The organism is Amycolatopsis sp. MEPSY49, from assembly GCF_051337345.1.
GTDB lineage: Bacteria > Actinomycetota > Actinomycetes > Mycobacteriales > Pseudonocardiaceae > Amycolatopsis.
Genome location: NZ_JBDLYJ010000022.1, coordinates 46,659 through 71,218 on the forward strand (window position 1 = coordinate 46,659; position 24,560 = coordinate 71,218).

The 24,560-nt window shown below is 74.2% G+C and carries 18 protein-coding genes and 2 pseudogenes; 14 read left to right on the forward strand and 6 right to left on the reverse strand.

Going from position 1 to position 24,560, the window contains the following annotated elements:
* Positions 1-317 precede the first annotated feature (317 nt).
* The 4 genes and pseudogenes from ABFJ78_RS47685 to ABFJ78_RS47700 all read left to right on the forward strand — a co-directional run.
* Positions 318-1,034, forward strand: a pseudogene (locus tag ABFJ78_RS47685) (molybdopterin-dependent oxidoreductase); the annotation flags it as partial.
* 172 nt (positions 1,035-1,206) lie between these two features.
* Positions 1,207-1,740 (forward strand): annotated as a pseudogene (locus ABFJ78_RS47690) (molybdopterin-dependent oxidoreductase); the annotation flags it as partial.
* 250 nt (positions 1,741-1,990) lie between these two features.
* Entirely contained in the window at positions 1,991-2,566 is a 576-nt protein-coding gene (locus tag ABFJ78_RS47695; RefSeq protein ID WP_436394143.1) for a molybdopterin dinucleotide binding domain-containing protein, read from the forward strand.
* A 55-nt stretch (positions 2,567-2,621) separates the two neighbouring features.
* A complete protein-coding gene (locus ABFJ78_RS47700; RefSeq protein ID WP_436394145.1) occupies positions 2,622-3,860 on the forward strand; it encodes a prolyl oligopeptidase family serine peptidase in 1,239 nt (412 codons plus the stop codon).
* Here the strand turns inward: ABFJ78_RS47700 and ABFJ78_RS47705 are convergent.
* From ABFJ78_RS47705 to ABFJ78_RS47715, 3 genes are all read right to left on the reverse strand, one after another.
* Complete coding sequence (locus ABFJ78_RS47705) at positions 3,857-4,687, reverse strand: FAS1-like dehydratase domain-containing protein (protein ID WP_436394146.1); 831 nt, start codon at positions 4,685-4,687, stop codon at positions 3,857-3,859. The genes ABFJ78_RS47700 and ABFJ78_RS47705 overlap by 4 nt on opposite strands.
* Positions 4,684-5,829, reverse strand: coding sequence for an acyl-CoA dehydrogenase family protein (locus ABFJ78_RS47710; RefSeq protein ID WP_436394148.1), 1,146 nt, complete (start codon positions 5,827-5,829; stop codon positions 4,684-4,686). The genes ABFJ78_RS47705 and ABFJ78_RS47710 overlap by 4 nt, the downstream gene beginning before the upstream one ends.
* A gap of 105 nt (positions 5,830-5,934) precedes the next feature.
* Positions 5,935-7,332 (reverse strand): hypothetical protein, encoded by a 1,398-nt coding sequence (locus ABFJ78_RS47715; protein ID WP_436394149.1) that lies wholly within the window; start codon positions 7,330-7,332, stop codon positions 5,935-5,937.
* A gap of 256 nt (positions 7,333-7,588) precedes the next feature.
* Between ABFJ78_RS47715 and ABFJ78_RS47720 the strand changes: the two genes are divergently transcribed.
* Positions 7,589-8,539 carry a helix-turn-helix domain-containing protein gene (locus ABFJ78_RS47720; RefSeq protein WP_436394151.1) on the forward strand — a complete coding sequence of 317 codons (951 nt, stop codon included), beginning with the start codon at positions 7,589-7,591 and terminating at the stop codon, positions 8,537-8,539.
* Between the two features lie 141 nt (positions 8,540-8,680).
* On the opposite strand, the gene ABFJ78_RS47725 is transcribed toward ABFJ78_RS47720, so the two are convergent.
* The 3 genes from ABFJ78_RS47725 to ABFJ78_RS47735 all read right to left on the reverse strand — a co-directional run bounded on the left by ABFJ78_RS47725 (position 8,681) and on the right by ABFJ78_RS47735 (position 14,438).
* On the reverse strand, positions 8,681-9,421 hold the full coding sequence (locus ABFJ78_RS47725) for a D-Ala-D-Ala carboxypeptidase family metallohydrolase (protein WP_436394152.1): 741 nt from the start codon (positions 9,419-9,421) through the stop codon (positions 8,681-8,683).
* A 23-nt stretch (positions 9,422-9,444) separates the two neighbouring features.
* On the reverse strand, positions 9,445-10,782 hold the full coding sequence (locus ABFJ78_RS47730) for a GH25 family lysozyme (protein WP_436394153.1): 1,338 nt from the start codon (positions 10,780-10,782) through the stop codon (positions 9,445-9,447).
* A 254-nt stretch (positions 10,783-11,036) separates the two neighbouring features.
* A complete protein-coding gene (locus ABFJ78_RS47735; RefSeq protein WP_436394154.1) occupies positions 11,037-14,438 on the reverse strand; it encodes a TM0106 family RecB-like putative nuclease in 3,402 nt (1,133 codons plus the stop codon).
* Between the two features lie 398 nt (positions 14,439-14,836).
* On the opposite strand from ABFJ78_RS47735, the gene ABFJ78_RS47740 reads away from it, so the two are divergent.
* The 9 genes from ABFJ78_RS47740 to ABFJ78_RS47780 are packed head-to-tail and all read left to right on the forward strand — an operon-like array spanning position 14,837 to position 24,550.
* A complete protein-coding gene (locus tag ABFJ78_RS47740; protein ID WP_436394155.1) occupies positions 14,837-15,667 on the forward strand; it encodes a hypothetical protein in 831 nt (276 codons plus the stop codon).
* Positions 15,664-16,629, forward strand: coding sequence for a polysaccharide deacetylase family protein (locus ABFJ78_RS47745; RefSeq protein ID WP_436394157.1), 966 nt, complete (start codon positions 15,664-15,666; stop codon positions 16,627-16,629). The genes ABFJ78_RS47740 and ABFJ78_RS47745 overlap by 4 nt, the downstream gene beginning before the upstream one ends.
* Positions 16,626-17,849, forward strand: a complete 1,224-nt coding sequence (locus tag ABFJ78_RS47750; RefSeq protein WP_436394159.1) for an O-antigen ligase family protein — start codon at positions 16,626-16,628, stop codon at positions 17,847-17,849. Before ABFJ78_RS47745 ends, ABFJ78_RS47750 begins: the two co-directional genes overlap by 4 nt.
* Positions 17,824-18,870 (forward strand): glycosyltransferase, encoded by a 1,047-nt coding sequence (locus ABFJ78_RS47755; RefSeq protein WP_436394161.1) that lies wholly within the window; start codon positions 17,824-17,826, stop codon positions 18,868-18,870. Before ABFJ78_RS47750 ends, ABFJ78_RS47755 begins: the two co-directional genes overlap by 26 nt.
* Entirely contained in the window at positions 18,867-19,721 is an 855-nt protein-coding gene (locus ABFJ78_RS47760; protein WP_436394162.1) for a hypothetical protein, read from the forward strand. Before ABFJ78_RS47755 ends, ABFJ78_RS47760 begins: the two co-directional genes overlap by 4 nt.
* On the forward strand, positions 19,718-20,938 hold the full coding sequence (locus ABFJ78_RS47765) for a glycosyltransferase family 87 protein (protein WP_436394164.1): 1,221 nt from the start codon (positions 19,718-19,720) through the stop codon (positions 20,936-20,938). The genes ABFJ78_RS47760 and ABFJ78_RS47765 overlap by 4 nt, the downstream gene beginning before the upstream one ends.
* Complete coding sequence (locus ABFJ78_RS47770; protein ID WP_436394165.1) at positions 20,935-22,338, forward strand: oligosaccharide flippase family protein; 1,404 nt, start codon at positions 20,935-20,937, stop codon at positions 22,336-22,338. Before ABFJ78_RS47765 ends, ABFJ78_RS47770 begins: the two co-directional genes overlap by 4 nt.
* Positions 22,335-23,435 (forward strand): glycosyltransferase, encoded by a 1,101-nt coding sequence (locus ABFJ78_RS47775; protein WP_436394167.1) that lies wholly within the window; start codon positions 22,335-22,337, stop codon positions 23,433-23,435. The genes ABFJ78_RS47770 and ABFJ78_RS47775 overlap by 4 nt, the downstream gene beginning before the upstream one ends.
* The gene (locus ABFJ78_RS47780; RefSeq protein WP_436394168.1) at positions 23,432-24,550 is read left to right on the forward strand and encodes a glycosyltransferase family 4 protein; all 1,119 of its coding nucleotides are present in this window, start codon (positions 23,432-23,434) and stop codon (positions 24,548-24,550) included. The genes ABFJ78_RS47775 and ABFJ78_RS47780 overlap by 4 nt, the downstream gene beginning before the upstream one ends.
* Positions 24,551-24,560: the final 10 nt, after the last annotated feature.

Genomic DNA, 24,560 nt, shown 5'->3' on the forward strand with positions numbered 1-24,560 from the left:
TCTTGCCAAGCCGGGCCGAGCCGGGCCGGGCCGGGCGGAGCCGAGCCGGGCCGGGCCGGGCCGGCCGGTCTTGCCAACCCAAGCTGGACCGGCCGGGCCAAGCCGGACCAGCCGAGCCAAGCCAAGCCGGACCGGCCGGGCCAAGCCGGACCAGCCGAGCCGGGCGGGGCCGGGCGGGGCCGGGCGGGGCCGGGCCGGGCCCGGGCCCGAGCCGAGAGAAGGCTGGCGTCGTCGCAGACTCGGCGAGCGCGGCCCCCGCTCGTCCCATCACCAGGACGTGGTCCATACCGGGTGGCCGGCGCGGTTACCGTCGGGGCATGAAGCCGAGCACATCGCACTCGGGAGCCTTCTCCGCCGAAGTCGACGCCGACGGCCGGCTGCGCGTCCAGCCGCACCCGGCCGACCCGGCACCCTCACCCCTACTCGGCAACCTGGCCGCCGCGCTGGACCACCCCAGCCGCGTCACCCGGCCGGCGGTCCGCCGCGGCTGGCTCCACGACGGCCCCGGCCCCGACGACCGCCGCGGCCGCGACGAGTTCGTCCAGGTCCCCTGGGACGACGTCCTCGACCGCCTCGCCACCGAACTCGACCGCGTCCGGACCGAACACGGCAACCAGGCCATCTTCGGCGGCTCCTACGGCTGGGCCAGCGCCGGCCGCTTCCACCACGCCCAAAGCCAGCTGCACCGGTTCCTCAACACCATCGGCGGCTTCACCGCATCCCGCAACACCTACAGCAACGGAACCTCATCGGTGCTGCTGCCGCACGTCGTCGGCGACACCCACGCGGTGCTGCGCCAGGCCTCGACCTGGCCCACGATCGCCGAGCACACCGAGCTGATCATCGCCTTCGGCGGAGTCCCGGAAAAGAACGTCTTCGTCACGCCCGGCGGGGTCACCATCCACGGCACACCCGGGCACCTCGCGCGCTACACCGGCGAAGTCGCTTTGATCAGTCCGCTGCGCGACGACATATCGTCCACAGTGGACGCACGCTGGTACCCCATCCGGCCCGCCACCGACACCGCCCTGATGCTCGCACTCGCCCACACACTCGTCGCCGAAGACCTGCACGACAAAGAATTCCTCGACCGCTACTGCATCGGCTACCCCGAGTTCGAGCGCTACCTACGCGACAAAAACCCGCACTGGGCCGCCGAGATCACCGGTATCCCGCCCCGCCGACATCGTCGCACTCGCCCGCGAGATGGCCTCGAAACGCACCCTGATCACCGTCACGTGGTCACTGCAACGCACCGAACACGGCGAACAACCGGTCTGGGCCGGCATCGCCCTCGCCGCCATGCTCGGCCAGATCGGCCTGCCAGGCGGCGGATTCGGCCACGGGTACGGCTCGATGGGCGACGTCGGCGACACCGGACCCGAAATACGCATCCCCTCCCTGCCCCAAGGCACCAACCCGGTCGGCGAGTTCATCCCGGTCGCCCGGATCGCCGACCTGCTCCTGCACCCCGGCGAAACCTACGACTACGACGGCGAAGTCCGCCGCTACCCCGACACCCGGCTCGTCTACTGGGCCGGCGGCAACCCGTTCCACCACCACCAAGACCTCAACCGCCTGCGCCGCGCCTTCACCCGGCCGGACACCGTCGTCGTCCACGAACCCCACTGGACCGCCACCGCACGCCACGCCGACATCGTCCTGCCCGCCACCACCGCCCTCGAACGCGAGGACCTCGGCTCCGGCCGCCGCGACACCCACCTGATCGCGATGCACCGGATCGCCGAACCCGCCGGCGAAGCACGCGACGACTACGCGATCTTCACCGGGCTCGCACACCGGCTCGGCGTCGCGGACGCATTCACCGAAGGCCGAACCCCGAGGCAGTGGCTGCAACACCTCTACAACGGCCGGCGCGACGAACCGACGTTCGACCAGTTCTGGGCCGCCGGGCGAACTGCGGCTCCCGCCCGGCCGCGAGCACCACACGCTGTTCGCGGACTTCCGCGCGAACCCGGACGCGCACCCGTTGAAGACCCCGAGCGGCCGCATCGAAATCACCTCGGCGACCATCGCCGGGTTCGGCTACCCCGACTGCCCCGGCCACCCGGTCTGGCTCCCACCCACCGAAACCGGACCGCTGTGGCTGATCGCGAACCAGCCGCACACCCGCCTGCACAGCCAGCTCGACGCCGGAGAGGTCAGCCAAGCGGGCAAGGTGGCCGGGCGGGAACCGATCCGGCTCAACCCGGCCGACGCGGCCGCCCGCGGTATCGCCGACCGCGACGTCGTCCGGGTGTTCAACACCCGCGGCGCCTGCCTGGCCGGCGCCGTCCTGGACGACGCGCTCCGGCCAGGCGTCGTCCAGCTCGCGACCGGCGCGTGGTTCGACCCGGTCGACGACCACCCCACCGGCCCGCTGTGCGCGCACGGCAACCCCAACGTCCTGACCGCCGACATCCCGTCGTCGCGGCTGTCGCAGGGCTGCGCGGGCCAGCACGCGGCCGCCGACGTCGAACGCTTCGACGGCCCGGTCCCACCCGTGCGGGCCCTGCACCCGGCGACTGGAAAACGCTTTCCCGCGACCGGCGGGGCGCTAGACTGACGTGCCTGACCGGCACCGCTCCACCTGAATCCGCACCACGGACAAAGGAGTTCGCATGGTCACCGCGTTCAGCCGCCGCCGCGTCCTGATCACCGGCGCGGGCGTCACCGCCGGCCTCGCGTTGCCGAACACCGCCCTCGCCGCCCCGACCCGCGGCGTGGGCTTCACCCTCGACGCCGAAACGCTCGACGGCGGCGAACAGATCACCTCGCTCACCCTCGACACGGCCCGGCTCGGGCCGATCGACCCGGCGAGCCTGACCACCACCACGTTCACCGTGCACGCGAAGGCCATCAGCCCGATCGACACCGGCGGCCAGGACATCGGCTACGACCTCGACCGGCCGGTGACGGCCGCGCGGCTCGACCGCCGCGGGAACATCGTGCTCGAGCTGAGCCACGGCGAGGGCCAGACCGGCGGCGGCACCCTCGGCTACCTCAACAGCAAGAGCCGCAACGTCCGGCTCGACCTGGTCTACGCCATCACGCAGCACGCCCCGCTCCGGCGGCACGGCCGCCCGATCACCTTCACCCGGTTCACCCAGGGCCGGCTGGCCAACCCCGAAGTCGACGCGTTCACCTACCACGCCTCGCGCTCCGGCATGAAGTACCGGCTGTACTCCCCCGCGTCGCGACACGGCCGCCGTCCCCTGATCGTCTGGCTGCACGGCGGCGGCGAAGGCGCTTCCCTGCCCGACGGCTACTACGACAACGAGACGACGTTGCGCGCCAACCGCGGCGCGCTGGGTTTCGCGACCCCGGAAGCGCAGAAGATCTTCGACGGCGCCTACGTGGTCGCCCCGCAGTGCACGGCCGCGTGGATGGACGACGGCCCCCGCTTCGCCCCGCTCATCCAGGAGATCATCCGGGACGTGCTCCGCACTCGGCCCGTCGATCCCCGTCGCGTCTACGTCGTGGGCTGCAGCAACGGCGGCTACATGAGCCTGAAGATGACCACGGTCTACCCGGCCACGTTCGCGGCGTCGGTCCCGATCTGCGGCGTCGTCGAGGCGCGGCAGGAGGGCAACCCGCCGCTGATCCCCGACGCCGAGCTGACCGCGATCCGCACGCCCACCTGGCTGGTCGCCTCCCGCGACGACGACACGGTGGACCCGCGGGCCAACTCCGTCCACGCGCACGAGCTCATCCCCCGCTCGACCCTGACGCTCTACGACCACGTCGTCTGGAACGGCCACCAGTTCCCCGGCCACTGGTCGTGGATCTACGTGGCCCGCAACGACCCCAGCGCCGGCGGCACCCACGTCTGGCAGTGGATGGCGCGCAAGCGAACCTAGGTCGCGGTGCCGGTGATCGCGGTGGCGCCGCCCTCGACCATGCCGGACAGGGCAAGCTTTCCGCCCTCCCGGCGCCCGTGGGTCAGCACGGTCGCACCGGCGAACACCGGGCTGGACAACCGGTAGTCGAACGACGTCACCGGCCGGTCACCGTGCCGGCGGGGAATCTCCAGCAACAGCAACGCAAGCAGCGGGCCGTGCACGACCAGCCCGGGATACCCCTCGACGTCGGTCACGTACGGCTGGTCGTAGTGGATGCGGTGGGTGTTGTAGGTCAGCGCGCTGAACCGGAAGAGCAGCTGCGGCCCGGTCGGCGTGCTGATCTTCCAGTCGTGCGGCGGCTCGGCGGCCCGCTCCGGCTCGGCGAGCTGCCGCCGGTGTCCGGCGGGCTGGGACCGGTAGACGACGTCCTGGTGCTCGGTGAGCAGCAGTTCGCCGCCGCGCCGGTATTCGTGGCGGACGGTCACGAACGCCAGCTGCCCGCTGCGGCCCTCCTTCACGGTGACACCGGCCAGTTCACTGCGACGGTCGATCCGGTCGCCGACGCGGATCGGCGACCGGACGGCCAGCCGGCCGCCGGCGATCATCCGGCGCCGGTCCGGGATCGGCGGCAGGAACCGCCCGTGCGCCGGGTGGCCGTCGTCGCCGAGCGCGGCCTGCGGGGTCGGCTCGAGGAAGTGGAACCAGTGCCACAACGGCGGCAACGGCCCGGCCGGCGCGGGTTGGTCGAGCAGCGCCGCGAACGCCGCGGCCGGCCACGCACCGATCACCTCGGACGTCTCGACGGCGTCCGGCTGCCAGCCGGCGACCGCGTCCGCGAGGTTCACCGCAGGCCGCCGCGAGCGACGAGCTGACGGGCGATGACGTTCTGCTGGATCTCGTTGGTCCCCTCGCCGACGATCATCAGGGGCGCGTCCCGGAAGTACCGCTCGACGTCGAACTCCGTGGAATACCCGTAACCGCCGTGGACGCGGATCGCGGTGAGCGCGACCTCCATCGCCGTCTCCGAGCAGAACAGCTTCGCCATCCCGGCTTCCAGGTCGGCGCGCTCACCCGCGTCGTACCGGCGCGCGGCGTGCAGCAGCAGCTGGCGGGCGGCGGTCAGCTTGGCCGCCATCGTCGCGAGGTGGTTGCCGACCGCCTGGTGCTGCCAGATCGGCTTGCCGAACGACTCGCGTTCCTGGGCGTACCTCAGGGCGTCGTCGAACGCGGCCCGCGCGACGCCGGTGGCGCGGGCGGCGACCTGGATGCGGCCGATCTCCAGCCCGCGCATCATCTGCGCGAACCCCTCCCCCTCGGTCGCGCCGAGCAGCGCGTCCGCCGGCACGCGACAGTCGTCGAAGGTGATTTCGCAGCTTTCGACGCCTTTGTAGCCGAGCTTCGGCAGGTCCTTGGAGACGGTGAACCCGGGCACCTTCTCCACCAGCAGGATGCTGATGCCCTGGTGCGCGGGTTGGGCTTTCGGGTCGGTCTTGCACAGCAGCGCGACCAGGCCGGACCGGCGGGCGTTGCTGATCCAGGTCTTGGTGCCGTCGACGACGTACTCACCGCCGTCCTTGCGCGCGATCGTGCGCAGCGCCTGCAGGTCGGAGCCGCCGCCGGGCTCGGTCAACGCCATCGTCGCGCGCAGCTCGCCCGTCGCCATCCGCGGCAGGTACCGCTGCTTCTGTTCCTCGGTGCCGAAGGTGAGGATCAGCTTCGCGACGACCGTGTGGCCGCCCATGGCACCGGCGAGGCTCATCCAGCCGCGCGCGAGTTCCTCGGTCACCAGCGCGTAGCACTCGGTGGAGACCCGCAGATCGCCGTAAGGCTCCGGGATGGCCAGCCCGTAGATCCCGAGCCGCTTCATCTGCTCGATGAGCTCTTCGGGGTAGGTGTCGGCGTGTTCCAGCTCGCGCACGACCGGCCGGACGTCGCGGTCGACGAAGTCGCGGACGGTGTCCACAATGGCCTGCTCGACGTCATCCATGGGCCTTCTCCTCGGAACGGGGGCGCGCACCGAGCTTCCCACCGGACCCGCGCCGCCGCGCGGCGGTGTCCCGAGCGGCTCGCCACCGCCCGGGACACCCGCCGCTCAGTTCGCGACGAACTGCATGAGCCACTCACCGCCACCGTATGGCGGCGCGGAGACGTTCAGCTCGCCGTTGTCCGGGGCCGCCGCCTTCCACGGGCCGAGCACCCGCAGCTGGTAGTTGCCGACCGGCACGCCCTTGAACGTCGCGTAGCCGTTGGCGTCGGTCCGGGCGTACGCGCGGATGGTGCCGTTCTCGAGCAGCACCAGGTTCCGGTACGCCATGCCCTCGTCGGCGCCCGGCTGGTTGTCGCCGTTCTTGTCGAGCCAGACCCGGCCGTGGGAGTCGCCCACCTTGCCGGGCACCTTGGCGGTCACGGAGACGTGCGGAGCGCCGTCGGTGTGGCCGTCGTAGGCGGTGCAGTCGAGCCCGGTGACGCCGGTGTAGGCCGCCTTGTCGGGCACCTTGCCCGTCGCCGTCAGCACGATCCGCTGCCCCGCGGCGAGCGCGCCTTCGCGGCGCTGGTTGCTGAACGCGCCCCACTGGTCGTCGGTCACCGTCAGCTCCGAGCCGAAGCCGCCCGCGTCGCAGCTGAGGAACAAGCCGGTCAGCGGCTTGGTGCCGGAGTTGGTGAGCGTGACCGTCGCCTTGCCGGTGTCGCCGGCGGCGTAGCTCGTCTTGTCCAGCGTGAGGGTTTCGTGCAGCACGTCGGACAGCGGGCGGGTGGCCGCGACCTCCAGCGCTGTGTAGGCGCCGCGGCCGTCGAGCCGCAGGTCCGGCAGGGCCGGGGCGACCCAGCCGCCGGGCAGCTGGTCGAAGCTCAGGTAGCCGGTCCGGGTCAGCGGGAGGCCGTCGTAGGCGAAGTGGCCGGTCGCGTCGGTGGTGGTGTACATCTCGAGCGTCGTGCCGACGCCGAAGAAACGCACCCGGGCCCCGGCCAGGGCTTCTCCGGGCGAGGGCTTGCCGTCGCCGTTGGCGTCCCCGTACAGCACACCGGCGACCCGCTCGGTGCCGGTCGCGAGCGGCACGGTGACCCGCTGGACGTTGTCGCTGTAGTCGGTGTCGCCCGCGCCGTACACCTCGACGTGCACGACGGAGTCGCCGTAGTACGTCGACCCGAGCTGCCCGGTGAGGTGGAGGGTCCGGGTCTCCCCCTGCGCGATGGTGGCGCCGGTGCCGCTGTCGTCCAGGTCGCCCCACTGGTGCTGATCGACCCAGAAGTCCGTCCCGGATTCCGAGTAGGCGGTGCCGAAGGCGCCGAAGACGACGGAGTCCCCGATGTTGCTCACGGTCACGTCGAGCCCGACGTACTCGCCCAGGAGCCAGTGCCCCTGCTGGGCGACGACGCTGACCTTGAGGTTCGGCCCGGAGTCGGCGTACGCGGGCGCGGCGGCCGATCCGGTGATGAGAAGAGCCGCGGCCAGCACGGACGCTGACCGCGTGAATCTGCCGATGGGCATGGTTTTGTTCCCCCTTCGGGTTGTAGGGGAAAATCTAGGACCGGCCCCGGTGTGCGTGGAGACCGGAACGTTCCGCGCAAGCGGTACGGCAACCTTTGCCGGGATTCGAGCGTTCTCGCCCGGCGAACCGGCGGTGGCCGGGCCGTTCCCCCGGTCCGCCAAGTGGAGCAATCCGCCAGTTTCCGCCCGGCAAGCGGCAGGACGGTGTTAACTTCCGTCCGTCATCCGCTGGCCCGAGCGAGGTGTTCCCGTCACCGTGACAGTGCACACGGACAAGTTCGCCGCCTACCTGCGCATGTTGAAGGAGCGCAGCGGTCAGGGCTACGAACGGCTCGGCAGGCTGGCCGGCGCCAGCGGCTCGAGCCTGCACCGGTACTGCTCCGGCAAGAGCGTCCCCGCCGACTACCGGGTCGTCCACTCGTTCGCCAAGGTCTGCGGCGCCTCCGCCGACGAACTGCGCGAACTGCACCAGCTGTGGGCCCTCGCCGACGCCGGGCGGGTCGAGGAGGTGCCGGCGGAGCGCGTCGAGACCCCGGCGCCGCCGCGTCGGCGCTGGTACGCCGCGGTGGCCATCGCCGTCGTGGTCCTGGTGGCCGGCGGCCTGTTCTGGGTCACCGCCGACGGGTCCGGGGCACCTCCCGGCCGGTACGCCGACCGCGTGCTGTTCTCCCCCGCCTGCCGGCCGCCCGTGAGCATGGGCCAGCACGACGAGTGCGTCACCGAGGTGCAGAACCTGCTGGTCTCGGCCCAGGGACGGCTCTCGGTCGACGGCTCGTTCGGCCCGGAGACGCTGCGCCGGGTCACCGCGTTCCAGGTGCTGGCCGGCCTGCCCGCCCGCGGGGTGGTCGACGACGCCACCAAGAACGCGCTCTACGACCACCGGACCAGCCTGGCGGGGTGGTCGCCGGCCATGGTGGAGCAGCGGATCCGGGCCGTGTTCACCGAAGCGCCGGACACCGCCGTCGCGATCGCCCGCTGTGCCTCGTTCCTCGATCCGCTGTGGGTGCTGCCGAACACGAACGGCAGCCGCAACTGGGGGATCTTCCAGATCTCCGACGCCCGCCTGCTGGACCTCGGCGGCACACCGCGGCAGGCGTTCGACCCGGCCTGGAACATCGACGCGGCGCACCGCCTGTGGAGCGCGCGCCGCGACTTCCACGACTGGCCGGCCTGCTCGGCGGCCCTGCAGAACCCGCTGTCGCACTGAGCCCCGAGAAGGGCGAAGCCCGCGCCCTCCGCGAGGGGCGGCCCCTGGGAGAGGGCCTGGAGGGCACGGGCTTCGCGGCACGCTGACGCCGGAAACCCGCGCGGTAGCGGGATTTCCGGCGTCAGACCCCCAGTGGCCGGATCAGACCGTGCCGTTCTCCCACCACCACGAGCGGCCGAGGTCGGCTCGGCTGTCCACGTGCTGGTGGTCGGTGTTGTAGGTCTCCAGGCCGGAGAACCCGCAGGTCTCGGCCTTCTGGTAGACGGTCTTGTTGGCCACGCCCGGCACGTCCAGGTCGGCCGCGGTGCCGTACAGGTGCATGCTGTCGCCGGCACCGCCGATCTCCGCGTTGTGCGCGATGCTGCGGAACCCGGAGTTCACCGTGATCGGCGTGTTCCCGAGCTTCTTGCGCAGCGCCTCCAGCTTGTACATGCAGCGGCGGGCGTTCTCCTTCGCGGTGGCCGCGCTGACCTTGCCGCCGTTGAAGGTGCCGCTCACCCGGTCGGTGAACTCGCTGAAGTTGAAGTGCGCGGTCGAGCCGTCGCTCTGCTCCAGCGCGTTGAGCGCGGCCTGGGTGGCCGGCCCGACCTGGGCGTCCGCGCCCAGGCCGTAGGCGGTCTGGAATCTGCGGACCGCGGCTGCGGTGCCCGGCCCGAATTCGCCGTCGATCGACACCCGGGTCTGGCCGGCCCGGTCGGCCGCCCAGCCGGCGACGCGGATCTGGAGTTCGGTGACGTCGGCGCCCGTGTTGCCCTGCACGAGGGTGCGGGACCACGAGTACGCCTGGGCCGTGCCGGAAAGCAGCAGCGGGCTGACCGCCGCGGCCGCGCCGAGCACCACCGCGCCGCGGAGCACCGTGCGGCGGCTGAGGGGGAGGGTCATTCTCGTCCTTTCCTAGCGGGGATTCACCGGTTGGCGAGCTGGTCGAGCTCGGCCTGGGTGCCGTTGAAGACGTCGCCGGTCGCCGGCGCGGGGATGCCGTCGGGGATGGCCGCGTCGGTGTACTGCCACATCAGCCAGGTCTTCGACCCGGCGGGCAGCGCCGGCTGCGTGACGGACTGCCGGTAGTCCGCGAGCTGCATCGGGTACGCGGCGAACGCCGTGGTGCCGCCCAGGCACGCGTCGAGGAACGACTTCTGGGTGTAGATGATGGGCGTCCGGCCGAACGCCGCCTGGACCTTGTCGAGCCACGCCTTGGCGTCGGCGACGGTGACGTACGGCGGACAGCCGCCGGAGCCGTCGTCCTTCCACTCCAGGTTGAACACGGGCGGCAGGTCGCCGGCGCGCTTGCCGGTGTACCCGGTGGCCTTCACCGCGGCGATGAACCGGTCCGCCTGCGCGCCGCCGGTGCCGGCCGCCGTGCCGGTGTAGAAGTGGTACGGACCCACGGCCAGGCCGGCGCTGCGCGCGGCGGGCAGGTCGGTGGCGAGGTAGTCGTCGGTGACGTTCAGGCCGCGGGTCGCCTTGACGGTCGCGAACTCGACGCCGGACGCCTTCACCGCGCCCCAGTCGATCGGCGCGCCACCGGGGTGCTGGTACTTCGCCGTGTCGACGCCGTCGATCGGGTGCCCGGCGGGCTTCGGCGGCGTGCAGTAGGTGTTGCGGCCGGACCAGTCGGTGACCTTTGCCCAGGTGGTGGGCCCGGCGACGCCGTCGGCACTGGCGTTGACGCAGTGCTGGAACTGGATCACGCGGTTGCGGGTGCCGTCACCGAAGTTGCCGTCCACCGTCAGCGGCGGGTAGTGGCCCGGTTCCATCGCGAGGTTCAGCCGGCACTGGAGTTCCTTGACGTCGGTGCCGGTGGAACCGCTCTGCAAGGTCGGGCGGGCGGTGGAGTGGCCGCACACGACGCTCTGCGCGGTGCCCGCCGTGCCCGGGGTGGCGCACTTGCGCGGCCGCGCGGACCACGAGTTCAAGGCGGCCCACGTGTTCGGCCCGACCCGGCCGTCCACGCTCAGGGCCGCGCACTTCTGGAACACGCGCACGCGGGCGTCGGTCGCCGCGCCGAAGGAGCCGTCCGCGCCGATGGGCGAGTACCGGCTCGCCTTCGTCGCGAGGTTGAGTTCGCACTGGGCTTCGGCGACCGCGGCGCCGGTCGCCCCTTGGGCCAGGGTGGGCTGGGCGGTGGTGTGCCCGCACACGGCGACGGCTTCGGCGGCGGGTTCCGCAGCGGGTTCGGCGGCGACCGCGGCCGCGGCGGGGACCACCAGCAGCACCGCGACGGCCAGAGCGAGTCTTTGCATGGCGAGGAGGTTGTCAGCGGCCACCCCCGCCGATCACCGGTCGGCGCCCGATTCGGGATGCCGGGACAGTCCCACCCCGCCGGACCAGCGGGAACGCCATGCCTGTGGGACGCCGCTGGGACGGTGGGCGCCGGGCGTCCCGGTCCCGGCGACGTCGCGGCGGCGCGTCGGCGGCGGCTCCGTCGAAGTCGGGTTCAGCTCCGCGGGCCTCGCGGGTCACCCGGGTCGGCGCGGCACCGGGGCCTGGGCGCTGGTCAAGGCGTTCCCGTGGCCGTGGCCGTGACCGCCGGCCAGGGCCGGGCCTCCCCCAGCAAGCCGATCATGCCCGCCACCAGCCTCATCTGGTCCACCGTGCGGATGTCCGCCTCCACCAGCTTGGCCGAGCACACCAGCACCGCCAGGACCTGCGCCCGCGAGAGCGCGACGTTCAACCGGTTGCGGGACAACAGGAAATCCAACCCACGGGGCAGGTCGACCGCCGATGACGACGTCATCGTCGTGATCACCACCGGGGCCTCCTGGCCCTGGAAGCGGTCGACCGTCCCCACCCGCACGCCCGGGAACCCGGCGTCCGCCAGCGCCCGCGTCACCGTGCGCGCCTGCAAGTTGTACGGGGCCACCACCACGATGTCCGTGTCGGCCAGCGGACGCGCCGGGCCGTGGTCCGTCCACGGGCGACCGATCAGCGCCGTCACGATGTCGACGACCGCCGCGGCCTCCTCCACCGAACGGGTCGTGTTGCCGTGGTGGTCGACCTCGGCCAGGTACAGCCCGGCCGGGAGGTCCGCGAGGGCGCGCTCGGCCGCTGACGGATGCGCTCGCAAGCGGCCGGCGTAGGACAGCTTCGACACCGGCTCGCACACCGCCGGGTGCATGCGCCGCGTCTCGTCGAGGAAGTAGCCCAGCTCCGGCGGGATGATGTCGGCCTCGCCGATCAGGTGCCCCAGCGCCGACGCCTCCGCGCCCGCCGGGTGCGTCCCCTGCACCACCTGCGGGAGCTGCTGCGGGTCGCCCAGCAGCAGCAGGTTCTTCGCGCACGTCGACACCGCCAGCGCGTCGGCCAGGGCGAACTGGCCCGCCTCGTCGATGATCAGCAGGTCGAACGGCTCCTCGCGGACCGCGGCGTTGGCGAACGTCCACGCCGTGCCGCCGACCAGGTACCCGGTGTCGTGCTCGGCGCGCCACTTCACCAGCGCCGGGTTGCTCTTCGGCTGCTCCCACGGCACGGACGGGTCCGGCGTCCGCTTCGCGCGCTTGGCGCACGCCAGGCCCGGCGCGCTCTTCAGCGCCGCGCTCAGCACGTTCTCCACGGCCTTGTGGCTGGTGGAGGTGACGGCGACCGTGCGCCCGGCCCGGACCAGACGCGCGATCAGCTTCCCGGCCAGGAACGTCTTGCCCGCGCCCGGCGGTCCCTGCACCGCCAGCGTCGAGCCGTCGAGGGTTTCGACCGCGTCGATCACCGCCGCGATCAGGTCCGTCCCCGGCTCCGGCAACGCCGCTCCGCCACGCAGCCGTGGCGGGGTCCGCCGGAGCAGGTCGACGCCCGGGTGCCGCGGCAGCACCGGGAGCGCGTCGACGACCAGCTGCGCGAGGTCGGCGACCGCCTCGTCCTTCGGCGAGGGCCGCACCGGGCTGCCGGGCAGCACCGCGGTCGGCCGGTCGGCGGTGGTGGCGTCGGGCGGGCAGCTCTCCTCCAGCGTCAGCTCCACCGCCGACGCCGCCGCGACCTTGGCGTCGCGGGTGCCGCCGTCGTAGCGCAGCCGCACCTCGTCGCCCGGCGCGAACGGGTGCGGCCGGTCCGGGTCGCACGCCAGGACCAGGGTCCGCTTCGCGGTGCGGACGCGCCCGGCCGGCGGGACCCACTCCCCCACCTCCAGCGACACCGGCACCGTGCACGACGTGTCGACCTCGAGGTCGCCGAGCGGGGCCGCCAGCTGGCGGAAGTACTCCCACCACGCGGGGTTGGTCTCCCGGCGGTGGTAGCCGACGGCTGCCGCCAGCAGCGCGCGGGCCCGTTCGTCGCCGGTGAACTCGGCGGGGTCGTCCGGCAGCCCGTCGAGCAGCGGGTCGACCAAGGCGGCCAGCCGCGCGGCGCGTTCGGCCCGGCGCTCGGCGGCGACGTCCTCTTCGGCCTGACGCAGCAGCGCGTCCTCCGGCGACTCCTCCGGCGGGGCCGCGAGCTCGATGCCCGAGTCGGCGCGGACCTGGTGGAGGAACTCGAACAACCGCAGCGCGGAGACGCAGTCCTCCTCGCTGTCGCCGGCGATGCCGCGCAGGACCTCGTCCGCGCGGCCCGGCTCGGCCGACCGCGCGAGCACCAGGTACTCCTCGTACGCCTCGACGTCCGACATTGCGGTCTTCACGTCACCTTCTCGCGTGCCGGGCCGGTAGAGCGGCTCGAGGTGCCGGATCGAGTACGACCGTTGCGAGACCCGCAACGCCTTGCGAACCACGGTGTGCAGGTCCACCAGCGCGCCGCCGCGCAGCAGCTGGTCGACGGTCTCCTCGCGGGTCCCGTGCACGGCGGCGAGCCGCTTGATCGCGGTCACCTCGTACGGCCCGTAGTGGTAGACGTGCGAGCCGGGGTACTCGGCGACCCGCGCGGCGGCGAAGTCCACGAACTCCTCGAAGGCGCGCTTCTCCTGGGCGCGGTTGTGCGCCCAGAACGGCGTGAACCGCTGCTCGCCGCCCGGGGTGAGGGCGCCGAAGAGGAACTCCAGCCCTTCGCCCGCCAGCGCGTGCGGATCGCCCGCGAGATCGGCGAAGACGTCACCGGGCGCGGGCGTCGGCAGCGCGGCCAAGACGTCCGGGTCGACGACCTCGTAGCTGACCTCGCCGGTGGCGTCCTGCCGCACCTGCAGCGCGGCCTGCGCGCGCAGGGTGGCGAACGCGGTGGCGGACAGGTCGCGCGGCCGGGCGCCCGGTGTCGCCGCGGCGAGCGCGTCGATGGAGCCCAGCCCGGCGGCGGCCAGCTTGCGGCGCTGGTCGCCGCGCATCCCGGCGACCAGCAGCAGGTCACGGTCGGCTTCGCGCGCCGACGCGCAGTGGCGGGCGTACCCGCAGCCGGCACAGGCCGGGCGTTCGTCGGCCCACAACGGCGTCGGCAGCACCGGCGCACGGCCGCGCAGCCGGGCTCCCAGCCGGTCCACCAGGGGCCGGAAGTCCTCGCCGCGCAACGTCCGCGTGCCGCCGTCACCCAGGCGCAGGTGCACGTGCGGACCGGTCGGCCACCCGGCGCGGCGCAGCGCGTCCGCGAACGCGACCAGCCGGACGACCGCCGCGGGCTTCGCCTGCCGGGCCGGCTCCGCGTCGTAGACCTCGTAGCGGCCTTCGCCGTCTTGGATCAAGAAGTCGGCCACGCCGGAGAAGTCCTCGTCGTGGAGGACGGCCTGGTGGATCACGGCCGCACCCGACCACAGGGCCGCCGCGGTGGTCTCGGCGGCCGCGACGAGGTCCGCGGTGTCGATCTCGAAGACGTCGTGACCTTCGCCGCGCAGGCGGGCGAGCATCGCTTGGGCGGCGGCCCGCCCGCGCCGGCCGGCGGCGGGGTCCGGAACGGGCCGCGGCGCACCCGGCAGGCCCGCGGCCGACGCCTGGTTCAAGACGCTGCGGTGTTCGCATTCGAGCAGGTCGGCGAGATCGGCTGGGGTGAGCATCGCCAGGCAGTCTGACACGGCCGCACACCCGGTCGGAGCAGCCGGGGCCGGACACGCCGTCGCGGCCGGCCGGGCGCGCTCGTGTCCAGCCGGAACACCGATCGTGTGACACGCGCGATCCGCTGACCGCCGGTTCACGACCCGAAACGGTGCACGTTTCGGAGGGCATATCCACGAATCGAGAAAGAAGCACTCGCTCTACCTTGACGTTTTCTCGGTAATTCGTCACGCACCGTGCCACCACGGCCGGAATCCCTGACCACATCACACTTCCGGGCAACGACGGGAGCCGATCGCACTCCATTCCGTCACTCGCTCGTCAATTCGATCCTCCGAAAGAGAAGCGCCGCCGCTTTTCCTAGGCTTCGCCGTACTCCCGACCGAAGGATTCGCCCGCGATGGATTACGCAGTGCTCGCCGCGTCCGCGGTGCTCTACGCGGTGGGCATCGTCGCGCAGAGCGTCGCCGCCCGCCGAGCCGGTGACCGGCGTGGTGCCGGGCTCGGCCTGCTGGCCCGGCTGACCGCCGACCCGGTCTACCTCCTGGGCTTCGCCGGTCAGGCCGGCGGCTTCGCGCTCGCGTTCGCCGCCCGCGCGTCGTTGCCGCTCTACCTCGTCCAGACCGCTTCGTCGTCGGCCATCGGCCTGGCCACGGTGTTCGGGGTGCTCGTGCTGGGCTGGGAGATCCGTGCGGGGGAAGCGCTGACGCTGATGCTGCTGGCGGCCGGGCTCGTGGTCCTCGCCGGGTCGTCGTCGGCCTCCGTCGCCGCGGACCTCCCGGCGGCGGGCGTGGCCGCGCTCGCCGTCGTGGTGCTCGGGATCGGGCTCGCCATGGTCTTCGCCGGCCGGGCGGACACGTTCCTGCCCGCCGCGGTGCTGTCCGGGGTGGCGTTCGCCGTAGTGGCGGTCGCGAGCCGCGCGCTGGCCCACCTCGACCTCGCCGCGCTGCCGGGAAAGCCGCTGACGTGGCTGATGCTGGTCGCCGCCGTGCTCGGGCAGGCGTCGATGGCGGTGGCCCTCCAGCGCGGCCGGGCACCCGCCGTCGTGGCGACGGCGGACGCCACCACGATCGTGCTCGCTTCGGTCTCCGGCCTCACCGTCCTCGGCGACCGCGTCGCCGACGGGCACGGGCCGTGGATCGCCGCGGGCCTCGCCGTCGTCGTGACCGGCGTGCTGCTGCTCGGCGCGCGGTCCCGGACCGCCACCGCCGTCGTCCGGGAGGCCGCGTGAGCCCGCGGCCCCTTGCCAGCGTGTCGGTCGACCTCGACAACCTCTGGGCCTACCTCAAGACCCACGGCGACCCCGCCTGGCGGGACCACCCGAGCTACCTAGGCACCGCGGTCCCCCGGCTGCTCGACGTCCTCGGCGGGCAGCGGCTCACGTTCTTCGTGGTCGGCGCCGACGCGGTCCGCGAAGACGGCGCCAAGGCGGTCGCCGCGATCGCCGCGGCGGGGCACGAGGTCGCGAACCACTCCTTCGGCCACGAACCCTGGCTGCACCGGTACTCCCGCGACCGGCTCGAGGACGAGCTGAGCCGGACCGAGGAAGCGATCGTCGCCGCCGGCGTGCCCCGGCCCACCGGCTTCCGCGGGCCCGGCTACAGCGTCACGCGCGACCTGGTCGAACTGCTCGCCGAACGCGGTTACGCCTACGACGCCAGCACGTTGCCGACCTGGATCGGCCCGCTGGCCCGGGCCTACCACAACCGGACCGTCCGCGCGGGAGCCGGCGGCGAGGGCCTCGGCGAACTGTTCGGCGGCTTCTCCCGCGTGCTGGCACCGGTGCACGCCTACCGCTGGCGGACGTGCGGGGGCGGCGCGCTCGTGGAGCTCCCGGTGACGACGATGCCGCTGCTGCGCACGCCGATCCACGGCTCGTACCTGCTGCAGCTGCACGAAGCGTCACCGCGGCTGGCCCGCGCGTACTTCCGGACGGCGCTGCGGCTCTGCCTCGCCCGTGGGGTCGCGCCCTCTCTCCTGCTGCACCCCACCGACGTCCTCGGCGGCGCCGAGGCGCCCGGGCTGGAGTTCTTCCCCGGCATGGCGGCCCCGGGCACGCGGAAGGTGGCGTGGCTGGGCTGGGTGCTCGCCGCCCTGCGCGAGCACTTCGACGTCGTCGGCACCGGCGAGTACGTCCGGCGGTCCGAGGTGCGGCGCACCCGCCCGGTCACCCGGCTGGACGGCGGGAGATGACCGCGTTCGCCCTCACCCGGCCCACGTTCCGGGCGCCGGCGCCGCTGCCGGTGCTCGCCTGCGCCACCGTCGCGCTGGCGCCGGTCGAGGGCTACCTGACGGCCGTGCAGGGCCAGCTCGGCAAGCTCGCCCCGGCGCTGCTCACGGTGGCCTGGCTCGCGGTGCGCGTCGGGCAGCGGAAGTTCCCCCGGGCGACGCCGTTGCACGCCGCGCTGGCGCTGCTCGCCGTGGTGCTGGCCGCGACGGCGGCGTGGCACTCCGCGGGGCCGTTCACCGCGGAGTACACCGTGCGCTGGCTGCCGTTCCTGGTGGTCACCGCCGTGCTCGCGGACGTCGCGGGCCGGGAGGTGCCGATCCGGTGGCTGCTGCTGGCCGCGGCCGCGGGGGCCACCGTCGCCGGCGCGGGCGCCCTGGTCAGCCTGATCGCCGACGGCCAGGCCCGGGCGAGCGGTCCCCAGCCGGACCCCAACGACCTGGCGTACTTCCTCGTCGCGGCCGTTCCCCTGCTCGTGGCGGTCCGCGCCCGGACCTTCGCGACGGCGATCGCGGGCGTGGTCCTGGTGGCAGGCGCGGCGGCGACGTTCTCGCGCGGCGGCGCGCTCGGGCTGGCCGCCGCGGCCGGCTGGCTGCTGGCCCGCCGGGTGCTGCCGTGGCGGCTGGTCGCCGCGACGGCCGCCGCGGTCGTCGCGCTCGGCCTGGGGACGCTCCTGGTCGCCGGGCCGCACCTGGCGCGAGCGGTGCAGGAGAAGAGTTTCATCGCCGCGTCCAATGTGGACACCCGGGAGCTGCGCTGGCAGGCGGCGGCCCGGATGGTGACCGCGCACCCGGTGCTCGGCGTCGGTCCGGGCGGCTTCCGCGAGCAGTACGCCGCCGAGTCGCACAACGCGGAGATCGACGAGCAGACCCCGGTGGCGCACAACATGTACCTCGAAGTCGCCGCCGAACTCGGCCTGCCCGGGTTCGCGCTGTTCGCCGGGGTGGTCGGGGTCGCCGCGGTGGCGAGCGAACGGGCCGTCCGGCGGGCCGGCCCGGGCCCGCGGCGGACGGAGGCGGTCGCGATCCAGGCGTCGCTGCTCGCGGTGCTGGTCACCTCGACGTTCCTGTCCGAGCAGTACTACCTGCCGCTGTGGTCGCTGGCCGCGCTCGCCGTCGCGGCCGAAACCCGGGTTCGCCGAGAAGGAGAGGGAAGCGCCGATGCGGGTGCTGCACGTCATCAGTGAGCTGGGCGCCGGCGGGGCGGAGACGCTCGTGGCCGGGATGGTGGCCCGCGGCGAGGAGTACGGCTGGGAGTCCGCGGTCGCAAGCGGCGGTGGCTTCCGCGCCGACGAGCTGGCCGCCGCGGGGACGCCGACGTTCGCCGTCCCGCTCGCGCGCCGCAGCAAGACGGGCGTGCTGAAGGCGGCCTGGGCGGTCCGCCGCGCGGTGACGCGGTTCCGGCCCGACGTAGTGCTCGCGCACAACGTCGGCGCGAGCCTGGTCGCCCGGCTCGCCACCCGGCGGCCGGTGGTGACCGTCTTCCACGGCGTCGCCGACGACGACGTCCCGGCCGCCGTCCGCATCCTGCGGCGCACGTCCCGCCAGGTCGTCGCGGTCTCCCCGGCGACCGCCGGCCGGCTGACCGGCGCCGGTCTCCCCGATCCCGTGGTGATCCGCAACGCCGTCTTCGCCCGGCCGCCGGTGTTCGGCCGCGCCGAGGTGCGCGCGTCGCTCGGCGTCCCCGCACGGACGCCGGTGGCGCTCTGCCTCGCCCGGCTGGAGCCGCAGAAGCGCCACGACGTCCTCCTCGACGCCTGGGCGGCGGTCGACGGCGACGCGGTGCTGTGGCTGGCCGGCGACGGCAGCCTGCGCGCCGGGCTGGAACGCCGGGCCGAAGCGCTGGGGCGCCGGGTCGAGTTCCTCGGCACCCGCACCGACGTCGCCGACCTGCTCGCGGCCGCCGACGTCACGGTCCTCACCAGCGACTGGGAGGGCCTGCCGCTGGCGGTGCTGGAGTCCCTCGCCGCCGGTCGGCCGGTGGTCGCGACCGACGTGGGCGGCGTCGGCGACGTCCTGGCGGACGGCGGCGGGCTCGTGGTGCCGCCGGGCGATCCGGCGGCGACGGCCGCTGCCCTGACCACGCTGTTGTTCGACGAGGCCGCGCGCGAATCGGCCGCCGCTCTCGGCTTGCGCACGATCCAGCGGGAGTTCGACCCGCACCCGTTGATGAAGTCCTACGACGAGCTGCTCCGAGGAGTCCGGTGAAAGACCTCGCGACCCGCACCGCCGCGCTGAGCGTGGCCGTGGCGCTGCTGACCGGTGCGCTCGTGCTCGTCATCGGGCTGGCGCGCGGCGACGAGTACCAAGGCCGCGTGAGCCTGCTGGCCACCCCGGCGGCCGACGCCGCTCAGTACGGCGAAGTCGTCTCCCTGACGTTGCCCGCCTTGGTCGAGCTGGCCCGCAGCCCGTCGGTGCTGCAGGCCGCGGCCCCGGTGTCCGGCTACTCGCCCGGAGAACTCGGCGAGCACGTGTCCGTCGAGCTGGTCCCGGCGTCCGGGCTCGCGCGCCTGTCGGTGCGGGCGTCCTCGGCGGAGCAGGCCGGCGCCGCGGCCACCGCGCTGGGCAAGGCGATGATCGACGCGGACCTGCTGGCCCCGGCCGGGAAGCTGCGGACGCTGGATCCGCGGCCCGAAATCGTCCCGATCGCCCCGGACACGCCATTGGTGCTCGGGCTGGCGCTGGTCGGCGCGGTCGCGGCCGGGCTCGCGGCGGCGGTGGGCCGCCGGCTGGCCCCGGGCGGCGGGCCGCGCCCGGTGCGCCGGGCCCTGGCCGCGGCGGGGATCCACCGCCCGGTCGCGGTCCTGCGCGCCGACGACCCCGAAGTGGCCGACCGGCTGGCCGTGCTCGGCGACGCGGGCGGCCGGCCCGTGCGGGTGGTTCCGGTGCGCCCGGAGCTCGCCGAGACCGCGGCGAAACTGGCGGCCGGTCTGCCGGAGGGGGACCGCGACGGCGTGTCCGTGGTGGCCGTGACGGCCGGCCGTCGCCAGGACGAACTCACCGCCGCCGTGAGCGTGCTGCCCGCGGACGCCGTGCTCGTGGCGGTGGTCCTGGCATGACCCCGCGGCAGCGCACGGTGTTCGTCGTGGCGGTGCTCGTCGGCGGGGTGAGCGCCTGGCACGCGCTCGCGCCGTCGTGGCAGGTCCCGCTGCCGACGTGGGCCAACCGGCCCGAAGAACGCCTCCAGGACTTCCGCGACGCCCTGTACTTCCCGATCCGCGAGTTCCTCGCCGGCGGCAACCCCTACGACCCCGCCGCCATGTTCGCGCAATGGCCGGTGCGTCAGGACTTCAACCTCTACCAGCCCTACCACCTGCTGCTGCACGCGCCGTTCGCGCTCCTGGGCTACCGGACCGGCGCGATCGCGTTCTCGGTGTGCTCGCTGCTGCTGCTCGTCGCACTCGCCGCGCTGGCGGCCCACGCGGTCCGGCGGTTCGCGCCCTTCGCGGTCACCACGGCCGTGGTCGCGGCGCTGCTGGTGACCAGCCAGGTCGGCAAGGCCCAGCTCTACGTCGGCCAGGTCAACCCGCTGATCGCGCTCGGCGCGGCGGGCGCGCTGCTGGCCCGTCGCGACCGGCCGGGGTGGGCCGCGGTCGCGTTGGCGCTCGCGTGGTTGAAGCCGCAGTACGGGTTTCCGTTGGCCATCTTGCTGTACGCCCGCGGTTCGCGGCGGGTGGCGTTGACGGGCACCGCCATCGCGGCCGCCGCCAGCCTGCCGGTCGTCGCGCTGCTGGTGGTGCGCGGCGGCGGGGTCGGCCCGTTCCTCGACGTCGTCGCCGCGAACCTCACCCACGCGCGGGCCACCGACTACGGCGCGGTGGATTCCGTGACGGCGCAACGGATCGACGTCGCCGCGGTGCTGTTCCGCCTCACCGGCTGGGCGCCCTCCGGCATCGAGCTGGTGGTGCTGGCCGTGGTGCTGGCGACGACCGTCTGGCTGGTCCGGCGGCTCGACCGGGACGGTGAAACGCCGGTCGCCGACCTGCTGACGTGCCTGACCGTCGTGGTCTGTGTGGTGCACCAGCCCGGCGACGTACTGCTGGCCGTGCCCGCGCTGGTGGCGCTCTGCTGGTGGCGCGAAAGACTGGTCACCGCCGCCGTGCTGGCGCTGGCCGTCCCCTTCGCCCATCTGTACACAGTGGACTCCGCGGTGGTCTCGGCTCTCGGGCCGCGGGCCGCGGTCACCGTGGACGGGGTGGCGGTCGTCGTCGCGTGGTGCCTGCTGGTCGTCCGCTCGACGCGGGTCCGGGCCACCCGGCCGGTGGTGGCCGGATGACGCTCGGGACCCGCGCGGTCCGGGGATCGCTGTGGCTCGGCGCGGTCAACCTCGTCAGCAAGAGCAGCCAGATGCTCGTCACGCTGGTGCTGGCCGCCCTGCTGACCGAGGGCCAGCTCGGCGCCGTGGCCCTGGCCGTGGCGCTGGTCAACCTCGGGCAGGTGGTGCAGTCGATCGGCGTCTACGACGTCATCGGCCGCACCGCGGGGGACCCGCGGCGGATGGCGGGCACCGTGCTGACACTGAGTGTCGGCGCCGGGCTCGTGCTGGCCGTCGTGCTGGTGGCCGCCGCCGGCCCGCTCACCGTCCTGCTCGGCACCCCGGGCGCCGCCGGCCTGGTCCGGCTGGCCGCGCTCGGCCTGCCGTTCTCGGCCGCGGGCGGCGTCCAGCTGGGCCTGATGCACCGGGAACTGGACTTCCGCCGCCGGCTGCTCCCCGACGGCGGCGGCGCGGTCCTGGGCGCCGGGCTGACGGTGGTGCTCGCCGTCTGCGGCGCCGGTCCGCTCTCGCTGGTGCTCGGCCTGCTGGCGACGGCGGTGGCGCAGCCGCTGCTGGGTGTGCTGGCGCGCGGCGGGGTCCGGCCGTGCTGGGACGCCGGCGCGGCCCGGGAAACCCTGCGCTGGGTGGCGGTGGTGGGCCCGGCCGCGGTCGTGGGCGCGCTGCTGGTCAACCTCGACTACCTGGCGGTGGGCCATTCCCTCGGGCCGGCCGCGGTGGGCGTCTATTCGCTGGCCTATCGGCTCGCCTGGGTGCCGTACATCATGGTGGCGGTGGTGCTCGGCGCCGTCGCGTTCCCGGTGTTCACGCGGTTGCGACGCGAAGGCCGGCCGCTGACCCCGGCCGTCGTCCGGTTCACCCGGGCGGTGCTCGTGGTCACCGGCGGGCTGTACGCCGGGCTCGCCGTCCTCGCCGACCGCGTCGTGCTGCTGGGTGACCGGTGGGCCGGCGCGGCGGGCCCGCTCGTGCTGCTGTCCGGCTACGGCGTGGGGATCTGCCTCCTGCAGATCTGGTACCAGGCGGTCAAGGCGACCGGGCACGTCCGCCGGTACCTCGCGCTCGAGACGACGCACCTCGCGCTGCTGGCGGCCGGGCTCGTGCTGTTCACGCACGCCGGGATCGAAGCCGTCGCCGCCGTCCAGCTCGCCGCGGCGTGGCTGGTGGTCCCCCTTGCCTGGCGCGTGCTGGCCGGAGTCGGCGTGCCGCTGCGGCTGGCCGGGACGGGGTTGCGGGTTCTGCTCGCCTGCGCCGCCGGAACGGTGCCCGCGCTCGTGGTGCCCCACGGGGATTCCTGGCTCTCGGCCGGTTTTCCGGCTGCCGTCTTCGTCGCCGGCTATGCGGGTGCGACGCTTCTGTTGCAGCGCAACGCCATCGCGGAACTACGCCGGGGTGGCCTCCGGTGAAGGTCGTGCACGTTTCCCAGCCGGTGACGGCCGGGGTGGCCGCGGTCGTGCTGGAACTGGCCGCGGCGCAACGGGATCGGGGGTGGGCGGTGACCGTGGTCTGCCCGTCGTCGGGCCGGCTCCCCGAGCGCGCCCGGGAGCTCGGCATCGACGTCCGCGGCTGGGTGGCGACCCGCTCCCCCGGTCCGGCCGTTGCCGCCGAAGCGCTTCGGCTTCGCCGGCTCCTGGCCGAGCTGGCGCCGGACGTCGTGCACCTGCACAGTTCGAAGGCCGGCTTGGCCGGGCGGCTGGCGTTGCGGGGCGCCCGGCCGACGGTCTTCCAGCCGCACTTGTGGTCGTTCGAGACCGCGAACGGCTCGTTGCGGCCCGCGACGACGGCGTGGGAGCGCTTCGCCTCGCGGTGGACGGACCTCGTCGTGTGCGTGAGCGACGACGAACTCGCCGCCGGCCGGGCCGCCGGGGTGACGGCCGCGGCGGAAGTGGTCTGCAACGGCGTCGACACGACCCGGTTCTTCCCCGGCGACCGGTTCGCGGCGCGACGGCGGCTCGGCGTGCCGGAGCACGTCCCGCTGGCGGTCTGCGTGGGCCGGCTCGCCGAGCTGAAGGGCCAGGACCAATTGCTGGCGGCGTGGCCCGCGGTGCTGCGGCGAGTTCCGGACGCGCACCTCGTCCTGGCCGGCGACGGGCCGATGGGCGCGTCGTGGCGGGCGCGGTACCCGGGAGCGTCGGTGCGGTGGGAGGGGCACACGGACGACCCCGCGGCCTGGTACACCGCCGCGGACGTGGTGGTCCTCCCGTCCCGCGCGGAGGGCATGGCGCTGGTCCCGCTGGAAGCGATGGCGTGCGCGCGCCCGGTGGTGGCGTTCGATGTGGGGGGCGTCCGCCAGAGCGTCGCCGACGCGGGGGCGGTGCTGCCCCCGGGTGACGTCGGCGGCTTGGCGGACGCGGTCGCCGCCCGGCTGGCTGCCCCGGTGTCGGCGGCCCGTGAGGGGGAACGGGGGCGGCGGCGCGTGGAGCTGTCCTTCGACCGCGGGCGGATGACCGACCAGATCGCTGTTCTCGTCGAGAAACTCACCGCATCGGAGCGCGCCACATGACCCGCATCGCCTACCTGCTCACCCAGGACCGCGGCGGCCCCGTCGACGTCACCGTCCGGCTGGCCGCCACCCTCGCCCGCGGTGGTGCCGACGTGCGCGTCTTCGGACCTCCACCCGCCCGCGACGCCGATCTGCTCGACGGCCTCCACCACTGCCTGCGGGTGGCCGGCAAGGAAGACCTCGGCGCGGCTCGACGGGCACGGGCCGTGCTCCGGGCGTGGCGGCCCGACGTCGTGCACGCCCAGGACCGGCGCGCCGGGCTGGTGATCGCCGGGCTGCGCGGCGGTGCGCGGCCGGCGCTCGTGCAGACCTACCACGGGGTGCCCGACGACGTCGCCGAACCGTGGTTCCGCGGCGACCACCGCGCCGCCGGGCCGTCTCCCTACACGCGGACCGTGCTCGCGGCCGACGCCGTCGTCGCGCGGGTGCTCGACCGCACGATCGTGCCCGCCGAAGCGATGGGTGAGTTCCTGCGCCGCCGCCTCAAGGTGCCGGCGACGCGGGTCGTGCAGGTCGGCAACTGCGTCGAACCGGCCCTGCCCGACCCGCCGCGCGGACCGGTGCGGCACCTCGTCTTCGCCGGGCTTCTGGTGGAACGCAAGGGAATCCTCGACCTGCTGGCCGCGCTCGCCCGCCCCGGGGTGCTGCCGCCGGACGCCCGGCTGACCGTCGTCGGTGACGGCCCGCAGCGTGCCGAGGCGGAACGAGCCGCGCAGGCGCCGCCGCTCGCCGGGCGCGTGACGTTCCTCGGGTTCCGCCCGGACGTCCCCGCGCAGCTGGCCGCCGCGGACGCGCTCGTGCTGCCGTCTTCGATGGAGCAGCAGCCGCTCGTGGTGGCCGAGGCGATGGCCGCCGGGAAGCCCGTGCTGGCCACCGCCACCGGCGGCGTCCCCGACATGGTCGGCGACCGGTCCTTCCTGGTGCCGCCCGGTGACGTCGACGCGCTGGCCGGCGGGCTCCGGGCGCTGTTCGCCGAACCGGACCCCGGCCGGATCGGGCGGCGGCTCGCCGAGCGCGCCCACGCGCGCTACCACCCGGAAACCTGCGCCCGGCGGCACCTGGCCCTCTACGAACGGCTGGTCCGGGCCAGGCCACCGGCCGGCGACCGGTCCTGACCACCGCCGC

Coding starts and splice junctions, on each gene's coding strand:
- ABFJ78_RS47700 (WP_436394145.1), top strand. CDS start 2,622: ATGGTCACCGCGTTCAGCCGCCGCCGCGTCCTGATCACCGGCGCGGGC.
- ABFJ78_RS47710 (WP_436394148.1), bottom strand. CDS start 5,829: ATGGATGACGTCGAGCAGGCCATTGTGGACACCGTCCGCGACTTCGTC.
- ABFJ78_RS47715 (WP_436394149.1), bottom strand. CDS start 7,332: ATGCCCATCGGCAGATTCACGCGGTCAGCGTCCGTGCTGGCCGCGGCT.
- ABFJ78_RS47725 (WP_436394152.1), bottom strand. CDS start 9,421: ATGACCCTCCCCCTCAGCCGCCGCACGGTGCTCCGCGGCGCGGTGGTG.
- ABFJ78_RS47730 (WP_436394153.1), bottom strand. CDS start 10,782: ATGCAAAGACTCGCTCTGGCCGTCGCGGTGCTGCTGGTGGTCCCCGCC.
- ABFJ78_RS47735 (WP_436394154.1), bottom strand. CDS start 14,438: ATGCTCACCCCAGCCGATCTCGCCGACCTGCTCGAATGCGAACACCGC.
- ABFJ78_RS47740 (WP_436394155.1), top strand. CDS start 14,837: ATGGATTACGCAGTGCTCGCCGCGTCCGCGGTGCTCTACGCGGTGGGC.
- ABFJ78_RS47750 (WP_436394159.1), top strand. CDS start 16,626: ATGACCGCGTTCGCCCTCACCCGGCCCACGTTCCGGGCGCCGGCGCCG.
- ABFJ78_RS47755 (WP_436394161.1), top strand. CDS start 17,824: ATGCGGGTGCTGCACGTCATCAGTGAGCTGGGCGCCGGCGGGGCGGAG.
- ABFJ78_RS47765 (WP_436394164.1), top strand. CDS start 19,718: ATGACCCCGCGGCAGCGCACGGTGTTCGTCGTGGCGGTGCTCGTCGGC.
- ABFJ78_RS47770 (WP_436394165.1), top strand. CDS start 20,935: ATGACGCTCGGGACCCGCGCGGTCCGGGGATCGCTGTGGCTCGGCGCG.
- ABFJ78_RS47780 (WP_436394168.1), top strand. CDS start 23,432: ATGACCCGCATCGCCTACCTGCTCACCCAGGACCGCGGCGGCCCCGTC.